Consider the following 13,341-nt stretch of genomic DNA (forward strand, 5'->3'; position numbering starts at 1 on the left):
GACGCACGCATAAAACTAAAAAGACTATATCCTAAAACTCAACATTGAAAGACTACTAGGGGAAATACCCAAGTAAAACTCCGTCGCCAGCGACGGTGAGGGGTTAGAAGCCCTCCTACAAGAACATGCACAAAATGGCAACTTGTGTTAGGATATGCAAATGACGTATCAACCGCTTGCTGAAGTACGAAAAGTGCTTCGTGTAAAATGGTACCGGAGTAAAATAGACCACACAACCTTACGGAATCTATCAAAACGGAGTGACCTGCAAGGCTGGTTTCAGGCAGGTGGGCATCTTGCCCTCTGGCTATTGACGGGTAGCTTGGTCTACTTCTTTTGGTCGCAAGCGATGTGGCTTGGCTTTTTCATTGGGCTATTTGTGCACGGCACGGTCGCCAGTTTTTTCAAAGGGACAGCCAATCACGAATTGGGACACGGCACCGTATTTCGTACCAAGTGGCTGAACAAATTTTTTCTTTACCTATTGAGCCTCATAAGTTGGTGGGACCATTTTGACTACGCCAGTAGCCACACCTATCACCACCGTTACACCTTATATCCTGAAGGGGATCGCGAAAACCTTCTCCCACTTGAACCCAAACTCGGTTCCCTGTTCGTTCTTCAACTGTTCACCATAAATTTGCTCACGCAACCCGGTCGCACCTTTAGCAAAGGTGGTCTTATTGCTGCAGTTATCTGCACCGTCCGTAGTGCCTTTGGTAAAGAAGGACCGCCAGATATTCCGAGTCAGGAATGGTTGGCATCATTACATACCGACCAACCTGCAGAGCATAAAAATTCGATTTGGTGGTCTCGGATTCTACTCCTTTTTCACGGCACTCTGCTTGTCGTTTCACTCGCCACGGGTTATTGGGTTTTCCCGCTCATCATCACTGCCAGCGCATTTATTGCAAACTGGGGATCTTATGCTGTTTCTATGCCCCAACATTGTGGTCTAAAGGAAAATGACCCTGACTTCCGCAAATGCACACGGTCAATCACACTCAACCCCCTTGCAGAGTTTCTGTATTGGCGTATGAATTGGCACATTGAGCATCATACGTTTGCAGGAGTGCCTTGCTACAATTTGAAAAAATTGCATTATCTGGTTGCCGAAGATATGCCCGAACCGCGCACGCTCTTAGGGGCTTGGCGAGAAATGCGCGAAACTTGGCAACGACAGAAAACTGATCCTGACCACTTTTTTGATACACCGCTGCCGCCAACGGCTCAGTATATCCCCACCGAAACACCCGATGTTCTGGAAAGTTCTATTGGAGAATTGGCTCCTAAGGGATTGGAATAAGGGGTCTATAATGGCTCCAGTTCGTTACCGCACTTTGGACAGGTATTACCCCACGCCAAACGTCTGCCTTCGCCGCAAACGTCGCAGACACCGAGCGGATATTCATCCGGTTTCGCGCGACTGCCGCCTTTTTTGTAGGTGACGATTAGCCACATTGTCTCGCCATCCTCTTCGTAACCATAAAACGGACCTTCCTTTTTGCCATCGTAGGATTTACCCTCATGTTTGGGATAAGTCCCCGTGGATCTGAGGTTCCCGTTTTCATGATAGGTTATGCAAGGACCTTCGTATTTGTTATCGCGGAAGGAGGCTTCGCTCGCTTTGTTTCCATTTTTGTGGTAAGTGATCCAGGGTCCGTCCTTCTTACCATGAATGTAGGCACCTTCGCTCCGCTTATGTCCGTTCGCGTAGTAGGTGACCCAATACCCGTGCTTTTTGCCATCTACCATTTCGCCATCAGTGAGTGATCTTGCCATTTTTCTAATTTTCCTTGCGGTTAAACAATATGGGTGTTTTTGCTTGGGTGTTTCCCCTTAGAACTTTGATGTTCCGTTCTCAAGTCCGCTCTCCATTTCATTACGAGCTACGCACTTTGATTTACTTTTTTCCACCAAACCCCTGATGTCTCGCCCCAATTTCCTCCTATTGATTTCTTAAGATTAAGTGCGATTCAAAGTTTAGGACGTTACACTGTTAGATGTCGCTGGTGAGGATGAAACCCCAATCCCACTTCTCCATACGATGATGAACCACTGTAGCAGTGGCTGATTGGTAAATCGCTTGATGCTCCAGCACCTCAAGTAGTGGATGATTTACCGAAACACAGAACATGTGGACATAATCCTCAAGCGGTTCGGGATGTCCCTGCTCTGCACACGGACCGAACTGAACGTGTAACAGTGGCATCGCGGAGCGAGTGCTTTGCAGAATGATGTCCTTTTTGTCTTTTAATGACAAATAAGAGATGTTCCCAAAGTATTCTCGCAAGATTGGCTCGACTTTTCGCATCCGTTTGGCATCTAAGGAAACAATTCCCAACTTTGTTGCGATGGACATCGGTGCGAGTGGAAAACGTTTTAGCATGCGTGCAACACGGTTTGGACGTTCGCTGTCCGCATCCATAGAGATGGCGTACGCGCGAGCGGAGAGCGGATACAGTTTTGGAAAGGCATGGACGAATATTGAGACAGGGAGATACCGTCCTTGGTAGTCAGGGTGAACTTTCAAGTCGCAAAGATACCATACCGTCTTCGGCTTTTCACGGCTTGCAGACGGTACACGGCGTAAGATCGCAGCGGCTACCGCCACCACCCGATCACCGTCAAGCGCAACATAGTAATGAAGCTGCCCCAGCCGCGTGAAGAATGCGAAGTAATCCTCACCGTGGTCAATCTCAAATCGGTCTTCACCGAGTGGATAACTCGTTCCCTTTTCTAAACCTGCGATCCGAGATTGGAAAACTTTCCACTCCTCATTATGTAATTCTCTGATATTTAAAGAACGGTTCATCCGCATCCGACACCTCAAGGCTGTTACGATGCCCGTGTATGCGGTCCGCGCACATCGCGATAGATACGACGCTTACGTGCCTTGTAAAGCCCTTCATAAAGCGAGTTGAAGACGCACGCGCCGAGACGCAATCCCTGTTCAATGTAGTATCTATTCTCGACATCCGCATCCCATGCAGGACGAAGTACATCAAAGAAATCGTCTGCATGTTTAATATCAAGGTCTTCATGAAGATTATAATGAATCAGTTTTTCTGCAGGAATCCAGCCATGATTGACAACCTGTTCTCCGAGCCATCCAGCAATGTCTGAGAACATCCTCTCGATGATTCCCATGACACCAGCACCAATCAAGTACTCATCCATCACGCACGCACCGACCAGCACTGTATTAAACGCTCGAACCTCGGGCCACATTGCACGTTTCGCAATATCTTCGGGTTTAATGCCAGCCAACCGGTCAAGAAAGGCGAGAAATGTTTTCTCGTGCATGAGTGATGTGTTGCCTTCACCGTGTTCCTCCCAAACATTGCGAATGACCTCTAAACGTAATTCTGACGTTGGGATCTTGGCGGCGAGTGCTGCCATCGGGCGGTTGAAGAACACGACAGCAAAATAGAATTGGATTTGGGTTTCGACAAAATCATCGAAATCAAAAGTGTCGTCGCGCAAAGATTGAAAGTATGGATTCATCCATACATTCGTCTCTTTTAGGATGTTGTCAATGGTTATGTTCATCGGCTCCTATCTCCTTTTTCCCACATGAACGCTGGAATAAAACAGGCTGCGTTCGATTTCTTGGAATCGGACTCCCAATGCCGTATTGAACTCGAATGAATCGCCAAAGTAGGTTGAAAGATCGGTGTAATTATTGAGTTGGCGATACAGAACGCTCGCGCCAGATTTCATCTCATTTTGAAGATAACTGATAAGGGAGACAATCTCAGGTAACGGCATCCAATCCATGATATTGGACAGAGATATCAAATCAAAACGTTGCAGTTCCGGCACTTGATCCAGTGTCTCTTCGATCATCTGAAAACGATAATCGGTAGGTGGTGCTAAGAGATAGTAGGGTAAACTCGCCGGACGTTGGAGATAGTATCCAAGAAATACATGGTGAAGAAAGTAATTATCGAACGCCGCCGCAGATGTCAACCCTCTTTCAAATAACGTCTGAAAGTAACGCGGATAACTCCCCGCTTCAGCGTGCTGTGTAGCATCTGGACCGAACATCGCATTCAGAAGCGAGTCGCTAAAATAGAGATCAAACGCCACCGACCAATACTTGCTTGAGAAGAGGAGCTCCGAGACCTCGGAAAGCCGATCTTTCTCTTCAAACAATCTGCGGATTTCTACTTCGTCAGCAACCAAATCAAAGATAAACTCCCGTAAACCCCGGAACAGGGACTCAAAGTTACCACTCTGATTGAGTCCCTTAGGATCGCTGGTCCCAATATTAAATCTCCGATGACGTGTGGCTGTATCAACATCGCGCAGGGCATTCATTTTTTCCCGAACCCGTTCTAACTGCGCCGGATTAAAATCAACCAGAGTGATATGCAAATCGGGAAACAGTGCTTGCAGTGTCAGGGCAGTGCACCCACCGGAAGCAACTAATAGCACGTTGGAGGCTCTGGTCAGACGAATCAACTTTGCCTCAACCATTGGGTCTTCTCTGACGACCGCAAACTGGACTTTATTATCGCGCATGTGCCTTCGCTCCCCAGATAGTCGGTGCGTATATTTCTGTTGGGGCAGCCGAACCCGTAACGCGCCTCAGCATCGACTCTTAATCATAAGACTTCATCAAGGTACACTTCAATTTTCTCTAATGTTTTTTTCCCGATGCCTTTGAAACCTTTTAATTTCCCTTCATCAATTGCTGCTCGGAGCGAGGCGAGGCTATCCACACCGACTTCTTCATAGAGTCGCTTAATCGTTTTGGCACCCAATCCGGGTATCGGTACAAGCTCCACAACCGTTCGCGGTGTATCACCGGCGAATTCTTCCAGTTTTGCGCTCGTGCCAGTGTTCAGAAATTCCTCAACGATTTTCGCCACGACTTCGCCAGCCGCTGGAATCTCCTCTATTAATCGTCCTTGGGCGATGAGATCCGACATCGGTTCGGGAAAGCGAGAGATATAATTCGACAACCATGGATATCGCGAGGCGTGCTCTTCTGGATAGTCGGCGATAATCAAAAACGTATGAAGTTCTAAGAACTTTAGCGCAATTTCATCATTTTGATGCCAGCGCGTTCGCCCTTTTGCATCAATGTAAGATCCTTCTTCTAAGTCTTTTTCATCGCTCATTATTTATCCTCCAGTGCAGTATTTGAATTGTGGCATCCCATAGTGCGACTGCGAGATACTCGCCGTTTGGTGAGAACGCCAACGCTTGAATGCCGGTCGGGTAGGTTTCCCAAATTACCGATTCGCCTTCGGAGATGTCCCACACCCGAAGATTACCTGCTTCATCACCCGAAGCGAGATAATCTGAAGTCGTTGAAAAGGCGAGTGCCCGGGTCCAATACGCTTCAAACTCGGATTTTGCGAGGCGTTGCCTGCCGGTTTCAATTTCCCAAATTCGGATTCCGGATTGTGCGTTTTTCTGTGTGTCAACGGCTAAGAATGTAGCATCCGGTGAGAACAGCACGTTCCAGACACCTAAAATCTCACCTGTGTTGAAAACTTTCACCGGACGTTCATCGGTTGCGTTCCAGATTTCAATAGCCGTTCGGTGTCCCTCGCCATCTCGGTAACTCCCCTCCGCTGCGGCGATGAACCGACCATCATCAGAAAGCGTAAGCCCGTTCCTGACGGGGAACCTTGTCGGAAGTGTTTTCAACTTTTTAGCAAACTCCTGACCTATTCCAGTCTTTGGACTTTGCTTGGCGAGTTGCCAAACCTCAACCTCGTTATCACCTTTTGACAGCACCGCGAGTCTATTATCAGCAGACAGACTGCCGCTTTCATATTGCCCACTCGTCAGTAATGTTTCATCGCCATTTTCCAGCGAGAGGAGAGCGATGTTGTCATTTGCTTTTCGGACTAATAGGTGATTTTCTCCAGTGGAATAGGCGAACCATCGTTTGGCACCGATGTGGCTTATCTCTCCTTTCTGCCGGGTCTGGATATCCCATTCCACCACGGTGCCACCCATTCCTTTTGCTATCAACTTCGTGCCAGTTTTGTTGAAGACGAGTCGTCGTGCAACATCTGGGAGTAGTACATCAAGCCGTGGCTGCTGATGTTCACCAAGTTGAAAAGCGAATTCTAAGGTCGCGGCTTGAACTGATAAGCATAACACATTGAAAAGAAAAAGAACAATCAGATTTTTCATGTGGTAAAAAGAAGTAGGGTGAGGCGTAGAGACCTCGCCCTACTTTTCCAGTTAATTGTGCTATTCATAGAGGTCCGTGGCGGTTTCGCCCCTGGCGAAACGGTGTGCAGTCTGGACAGCGGAATCATTTCCAGCGTTTCTGCGAATATCCGTTGCCCATCGTGCCAACCCAACTATCAGCTGATTTCTGGCAGGATGCGTCTCGCACGTTTTCCATTCCTCAGATACGATGTAAATTGAGCTGAGGAGGTCCCCGCCGTTATCATCCTTGAGGATACATAATCCCATTTCAGTCATTAACCGCTCTGCGGAGCACCCAGCATTGAGATACTCACGGGTACGCCGTCCAATTTCTTGGATGCGGACGGATTCAATACCATCTAAAATTTCGGCAATCGCCGTGTCTTCATCAAGAGAAGCAGACGTTGTAGATGTTCTTGCTTCTGCAATCGGTTGATGACGGATGTTAAGCCATCGGTTGTTGAAAAACCGCCATGCGGCGTGGTAGAGTGCCTTCGCAGCGACTTTGGTTCCGCCGAAGCGAAGCACCTTCCTCACCGTCGATGAGATTTCCATCTCCTCCTGCAGATCCCACCAACCGGGACTCATGTTCACAGGTGTACGTGCCATCCTATCCGCTGCTGTCATGACCATAGTCGTAGCCAACGTGTTAATAGGGACACCCGCGGTGAGCATTTCTGTTACGGCATCAAAAACTTCGTCGAGATCACCACTCACGAGGGCTGCTGAAAACTTGTCTTCGTCGTAATCAACAGCTGCTGCGGTTGATTTTTCTTGCGGTAGTTCATCAAAGATATGATCAATCTCTTTCAGCTTTTGAATGGCTTCACGGTGAAGTTCTCCGGGTCTACCGCGTCCTTGTCCAAGAATCTTTGCGCCGAGACTGCAAACTAACTCGCCTGTTAGTTCCCATCCAAACTGTTCTTGCAATTCAGCCAAGTGTACGAGATTAATGAGATTGTTGGAATGATTGAGGAAGAAGGATTCGACTGCACACTCAAAGAAGAGCGGAATGATTTTCTCATCATGTCCGCCTAACTGTCTGGCGGTGATAAGACATTTTTCAATACCTTCCCACTCTTTATCGGTGGTGAACACCCGAATCCAGTCTTCGAGTTTCTGCCAGTCAATCGGTGGTGGGAGCGGTCGGCGATCGGGTCGATCCCCAAGTCTACCCGATGCTCCATCGGCAGCCATCATCAATGGGATGAGCCGGTCCTCAGGTTCGTACAACCGAGCGACCTTTACCCCGTTCATCATCATTGCCAATTTTCTGCCACCCTCGAACGCCTCTCTATCTGTAGAGATATGTCGTCCCATGTGCCTCACCATCAGATTCAACGTTTCCTCTTCCGAAACGCCCCTCGCTAACATAATGGCGATAGCTTTAGAAAGCGTCCAATTGTCGGTGGAGAGTAACCCCTCTTTCAGCAGAAGAAAATGGGCATCGTCCCGCTTCTTTCCACCACTGGCGACATCTACATAGATATCACCGTTGCGAACTTCAACAGGAAACGTGGCGAGGTCATCACAACCACCCGTAAAGCATCCACCACCTTCCATGTCGTAACTCCAACCGTGCCAATCGCAGGATAAAACACCCTTTCTGACACGTCCTCGAACGAGTGGGTACCCCATGTGCGGGCACTGGTTATCCGTGGCGTAGACGGCACCTTCATGCTGAAAGAGGGCAATGCTATGTCCTTCAACTCTGACTGCCCTCGGTTTTCCCTCTGCTACTTCACTGAGGGCAGCAACTTTGACAAAATTGGTATTCTCGTTTAACATTATCTACTTCTCCTCTATGGCGTGACTTAGTTTGTTGGGTAGAGCTTACTCCTCAAAAACCTCAATCGTTGTCCTACCTTCGGCGAAACGCATCGCGGTGGTCGCGGCAGATTTGTTGTCCGTGTTCGATCGGATATCTGTGACGTAGCGAGCCAATCCGATCAACAGCTGAGGTTGTGCGGGATGCCCTTCCGCATGCTTCCACTCTTCAAACACCGTACGCAGTGTTGGTAGGACTTCACTCCCCGTATCATCCCAAAGCACCGTATGCCCTATCTCTTCGAGCAATCGTTCAGCAGAATAGCCAGCATTTAGATAGCCAAGCACTTGCGGTCCCACATTTTGGACATCAAGTGTCTCGATTGTATCAATAATGTGCTTGATACCTTCGGCTTCATTCGGAGCCTCCAATTTCTCTTGACTCAAGGGTTGACTGAGTGCTCGTGCTGGAATGTTTATCCAGCGATCCGCGAAGATTTGCCACGCAACGTGGAAAATTCCTTTCGCTGCGACTTCATTGCCACCCACTCGTTGTGCACTCCGCAACGATGCGGCAAGGTTGAGTTCTGTTGTTAAGTTCTCCCAACCCGCGTCTACATTCACCGGTGTGTTCGCCATTCTATCTGCAGCGAGAAGGACAAGCGAGGTAATAAGCCTTTCTAACTTAACACCATCAGTTAAGACTGCTTGTACTGCCTCAAACGACCGCTGGAGATTAACACTCGTGAGTGCCGCAACGAAAGCGTCTTCATCAAATTCAGAAGTTTGCTCTAAGGTAGCACCTTCAATGGTTGGAAGGATTTGCTGCATGAGTTGAATTGCGTCTCTACGATACCGTTCAGGATCATCTGGACGATGTCCGACGAGTTCCGCTCCGAGATAGAAGAACAACTTCGAGGCATGTTCCCACCCAAATTCATCAATCACCTCTGAAAGATAACTAACATAGAGCGGAATATGGGGTGCGTCAATAAAATGCGGTTCGACTGCACACTCAAAGAGTAGCGGACACAATTTATCTGCGTCCCCCTTGTTATATGCAGTGAACAAGCATCGCTCAATTCGCCCCGACTGTCCTTCATAAGAGAAATTACGAACCCATCGACTTATCTTTTCCCAAGCGACCGGCTCTGGCAACGGCACAACTTCAAGTCGTTCCGATGCGGGACCTGCAGCCGAACAAGCGGCAGTTGTAACAGCGATGAGTCTATCAGCGTCCGTATATCTACGTCCGACTTTGAGTCCGTTGATGAGTCGGGAGACATCGCCGCCGCCTTCTGATCCGTGGGAACTGGCGATGTGACGGCTGACGTGTTCCAGGATTGAACCCATCACCTCTTCTTCTGGTACGCCACCTTTTAGCAATAGCGAAATCGCTTTGGACATCGTCCATCGGTCTTCGCTCAAAAGCCCCTCTCGGAGCAATTGTTTATGTTCTTCGGCGCGTCGGTATGTCAAATCTCCGGGTTCTATCCAAATTTCATTGCCTCGGAGGTCAACCGGAAAAGTGCGTAGATCGTCGCATTCAACATGGAAGCAGCCACCGCCTTCCAAATCGAAACTGCGGCGGTGCCAATCACATGTTAGGATGCCGTTGCGAACGGTTCCCCGTGTGAGTGGATAGCCCATGTGTGGACACTGGTTATCCGTCGCATAAATCTTTCCATCAACATTGAAGAGGGCAATGCTGCGACCCTCTGCCATCTGAATCGCTTTCGGTTGCCCTTCAGGAACTTCACTTAACTCGGCGACTTTCACCCAGTTTTGTGTTTGATGCTCCATGGTTTTACGTTCCTCCAAATTGTGTTTCGTATATCCTAATTTCAACAAAAACTTAACGACTATAAAGCATTATACCACAAAAAACTTAATATTTCAACAGAAAACTGAAAATAAGTAAAATAAATTATGGTAGATTTTAGAATTATTTATCCACGCTGAATGGGTGAGGTTACATAAAGATAAAAAATTAATTCGGTAACTTATTGGCGAATGTCCCTTCCCAGTAACGGGTGGGGACCCCGGTTGCAAACCGTGAAGAAATCCGCAGAAACACCCAAGCAATACTCTACCGACCTGGGGAAAATCGGAATTACTGAAAAGTAAATTTTAGCGTGATATTTTCCAATGATATACACGCTAAAAAACCGATGGACGTTACAAATTATTTTGCCAGACTTAAGTTTCCTTCTACGCGCGATGTGCATATTCTATGAGGAAATTTGCAACCGATTTTTTCTTCGCTTTCCGAGCATAATCAAGGGGTGTTTTACCGTCGGTATCGCGGCTATTAATGTCGCCACCGTGTCCGATTAACAACCCTATCTGGTTTTTGCCAACCCCTTTTTGCGCGATGATGTGCATGGGGGTACGTCCCTTGTCATCCGTTACGTTTGGATCTGCCCCGTTTGCTAATAAACAAGCGACACCATTCGTTAAACCGCGTTGCGCGACCCAATGCAGGGGTGTCCACAAACCACGCCGATGTTTCCGACGCGCGTTGATGTCCCACCCCGTGGCAAGCAACTTTTTCACCAATGTATCAAACCGCTTAGGTCCCTGCCCGACAAGTACATACCAATCCCGAAAGTTGATTTCATAACCTGAGTCAATGAGCAGATCAACGATTGCGGGTTGTTGGGATTGAAGTGCTATCTCAAGCAGCGGCATGGTAGGTCCGACCTGATATGCATAGACATGCCCACCCGGAACTTCATCCGTTTGTTCTGGTGCCCTCAACGTTGGTATCACGTAGCCTTTAGGGGATTTCACATTAACCCTGAGATTGAGGCGTTCCGGTTTTTTTTCAAATTCTGCCCTGGCACGTTCAACATCACCCATCACACAATAGAGGACAACATCCGCCTCGGCACCCTGTTCAAGGAGATAGCGACACACCTCGGGCCGTCTTCTCATCGTCCATTGTGCTGGCGTGCCGTAATGGTCGCGGTCCCGCAGGTTTATGTCTGCGCCGTGCGTGAGCAGGAGTTTCGCGATTCGGGGAGTCGCGGCGAAATGGAGTGGAGACATACCGTCAGACCCCAGTGCGTTGACAACTTCAGGGGCTTCGTGAATCAGTTCGGCGAGTTCCTCGAACATGTCCAAACCTGCGGCGGCGTGTGCGTCGATTGTCGCGCCTCGTTCTATCAGGTATTCGGCGAGTTCTCTGTTGTAGTTCAGCATGGAGCCGGTGACGTGGTGTAATGCCGAGGTGCCGCCTGCCCACCAACTGCTTTTGACATCAATATCCGCGCCAGCGTCAAGCAGCACTTCAATGAGTTCACGATTGCCGGACGCGGCGGCACATACAATCGCGGGAGCATCGAAACTGAACCACGGTGCATCGATGTGCGCAGCAAGCACTTCATCAGTCGCCAGTAGGTGCTTGACTGTATCCACATCGCCATCCTGTACGGCAGTGATAAACGGTTGCTTGTTCGTCATAAAAATTTCCCTTCTCTATACATGTTTTTGCTAAATATTCTTTAACTATTTTACCCGATTAGATTATTAAATGTCAAGTAAAATTAAGTTGCCATATAGACGTTTAATTTTTAGTTTTCTATGAACTTCTTTCGCTTTTTTGCGGAATTATGCATCTATTTCAGCCGTAAGTCGCGTCACTATATGTTTGATTGCGAAATCATGAAATTATCCCTTTCTGGAGATGACCGATGAAAAACGAGGATGTTGAACTGATCCAGCGCGTTCTCGCAGGCGATGATAACGCCTTCTCTGCACTCGTTAGAAAATACCAGAAGCCGGTTCACGCGCTTGTGTGGCGGAAAGTCGGAGATTTCCACATCGCTGAAGAGATTACGCAGGACGCTTTCTTGAAAGCGTATAAGGAGTTGGCAACGTTGAAGAAACCGCACCGCTTTGCCCGTTGGCTGTCTGTGATAGCGACGCGGGGCTGTATTGCATGGCTGCGCAAAAAGCGTTTGACGACACAGTCGCTGGAAGACACGAGCCACGCGCAATTAGAAAAAGCAACGTACTCAGGATATGTGATTCAGGAGAACGAGCAGATGACAGCAGAAGCACAGCGCGAGGTTGTCCAAAAGTTGCTTGCGAAATTACGGGAAAATGAAAGGACCGTCATCACGCTCCATTACTTTGGAGAAATGACGCATGAAGAGATCAGTGAGTTTTTAGGGACATCGGTGGGTACGATTAAAAGTCGGCTTCGTCGCGCGCAGCAGCGTTTGAAGAGAGAGGAACCGATGGTTCGAGAGGCTTTAAGCGGTTTCCAAATTGCGCCGAATTTTACTGAGAATGTTATGCGTGAGGTTTCGCGTATCACGCCTACTCCTTCTATCAGCGGAAGTCAAAGGTTCGTGCCGTGGGCAATCGCTGCATCTATTCTGGCTGTGGCACTATTGGTGTTAGGTATCGGGTATCATTACTTTAACCGTTTCGGATTGTCCTCCCACTCCGAAGATTCTCCCGCAGCGACAGCACCGAAAGCAGGGAAAGTCGCTTTTGCCTCCAATCGAAGCGGTAGTTGGGATATCTGGACGATGAACCCTGATGGCAGCGATCCTGTGAATCTGACACGAGACGCGGCAATTGATCTTCACGCAGCTTGGTCACCTTCAGGAAAACAAATTCTTTTTGTCTCCTTTCGAGAAGAAGGAAAAGAATCAAGCCTTTACCTGATGGATGCAGATGGAAATCATATAAGAAAAGTTCTTGATAATTGGTACAGCAGATCCCCCGCAACATGGTCACCCGACGGAAAACAGATTGCCGCTGTGCGCGACGGTATGCTCTACATTATAACGTTAGATGACAAATCCGTCGTGCCTGTGGCAGAGACTGGCTTGAGAAGTGTTGGGGATCCCGCCTGGTCTCCAGACGGAAAAGAAATTGCTTTTATCTATCTTTGGCGGAAACAGGGCTATGAACTCCGTCTCCTTGATGTCCAGACCCTCAAACAGAAGGTCATTCTGGCACAATTAGAGAGGTATCCATATAAGAGTTATCCTACCTGGTCTCCCGATGGAGAGCAAATCGCTTTCGTCCTACACAAATTCAGAACTATACTCAATTTTGTGGACGCAGCGAATTGGCAGGATGAAGAAACAATCTATGTTATCAATCGCGACGGGAGTAACTTACGACAACTTGTTTCAGAGAAGGGACCCGACGCACTCCATCCGACCTGGTCTCCAGATGGCGATGAAATTATTTATCATCAGGGAATCCATCTGCCAGAAATTGGAGACATCAGTCAACTTTTCAAAATTAATGTAAATACCGGTACGAAGACCCAACTTACAAACGTGGGTAGTAATAGCGGAGCAGATTGGTTTGCACCTCCGGCGTTGCCTGTCCAATCCAAGGAACAATAACCAGTTTTATCAAAATGAA

General features: G+C 48.2%; 11 protein-coding genes. 2 read left to right on the forward strand and 9 right to left on the reverse strand.

All coding sequences use genetic code 11. From position 1 onward, the window contains the following. Positions 1–160 precede the first annotated feature (160 nt). On the forward strand, positions 161–1,306 hold the full coding sequence (locus OXH39_12800; GenBank protein MCY3551331.1) for a fatty acid desaturase: 1,146 nt from the start codon (positions 161–163) through the stop codon (positions 1,304–1,306). 5 nt (positions 1,307–1,311) lie between these two features. Here OXH39_12800 and OXH39_12805 read toward each other — a convergent pair whose 3' ends face one another. From OXH39_12805 to OXH39_12845, 9 genes are all read right to left on the reverse strand, one after another. Beyond that, entirely contained in the window at positions 1,312–1,782 is a 471-nt protein-coding gene (locus OXH39_12805) for a hypothetical protein (protein MCY3551332.1), read from the reverse strand. A 217-nt stretch (positions 1,783–1,999) separates the two neighbouring features. Next, positions 2,000–2,815 (reverse strand): GNAT family N-acetyltransferase, encoded by an 816-nt coding sequence (locus tag OXH39_12810; protein MCY3551333.1) that lies wholly within the window; start codon positions 2,813–2,815, stop codon positions 2,000–2,002. Between the two features lie 23 nt (positions 2,816–2,838). Continuing rightward, positions 2,839–3,552: an iron-containing redox enzyme family protein gene (locus OXH39_12815; protein ID MCY3551334.1), complete on the reverse strand. Its 714-nt coding sequence runs from the start codon at positions 3,550–3,552 to the stop codon at positions 2,839–2,841. Between the two features lie 6 nt (positions 3,553–3,558). Continuing rightward, a complete protein-coding gene (locus OXH39_12820) occupies positions 3,559–4,527 on the reverse strand; it encodes a DUF3419 family protein (GenBank protein ID MCY3551335.1) in 969 nt (322 codons plus the stop codon). An 83-nt stretch (positions 4,528–4,610) separates the two neighbouring features. Further along, the gene (locus OXH39_12825) at positions 4,611–5,129 is read right to left on the reverse strand and encodes a helix-hairpin-helix domain-containing protein (protein MCY3551336.1); all 519 of its coding nucleotides are present in this window, start codon (positions 5,127–5,129) and stop codon (positions 4,611–4,613) included. Beyond that, a complete protein-coding gene (locus tag OXH39_12830) occupies positions 5,119–6,159 on the reverse strand; it encodes a hypothetical protein (protein ID MCY3551337.1) in 1,041 nt (346 codons plus the stop codon). Before OXH39_12830 ends, OXH39_12825 begins: the two co-directional genes overlap by 11 nt. Positions 6,160–6,219: 60 nt before the next feature. Further along, positions 6,220–7,968, reverse strand: a complete 1,749-nt coding sequence (locus OXH39_12835) for a Rieske (2Fe-2S) protein (protein MCY3551338.1) — start codon at positions 7,966–7,968, stop codon at positions 6,220–6,222. 45 nt (positions 7,969–8,013) lie between these two features. Continuing rightward, entirely contained in the window at positions 8,014–9,750 is a 1,737-nt protein-coding gene (locus OXH39_12840; protein ID MCY3551339.1) for a Rieske (2Fe-2S) protein, read from the reverse strand. A 408-nt stretch (positions 9,751–10,158) separates the two neighbouring features. Next, the gene (locus OXH39_12845; protein ID MCY3551340.1) at positions 10,159–11,412 is read right to left on the reverse strand and encodes an ankyrin repeat domain-containing protein; all 1,254 of its coding nucleotides are present in this window, start codon (positions 11,410–11,412) and stop codon (positions 10,159–10,161) included. 230 nt (positions 11,413–11,642) lie between these two features. On the opposite strand from OXH39_12845, the gene OXH39_12850 reads away from it, so the two are divergent. Beyond that, positions 11,643–13,322 carry a sigma-70 family RNA polymerase sigma factor gene (locus tag OXH39_12850; GenBank protein MCY3551341.1) on the forward strand — a complete coding sequence of 560 codons (1,680 nt, stop codon included), beginning with the start codon at positions 11,643–11,645 and terminating at the stop codon, positions 13,320–13,322. The last annotated feature ends 19 nt before the right edge of the window (positions 13,323–13,341 follow it).

Source organism: Candidatus Poribacteria bacterium (assembly GCA_026702755.1).
Classification (GTDB): Bacteria; Poribacteria; WGA-4E; order WGA-4E; family WGA-3G; genus WGA-3G.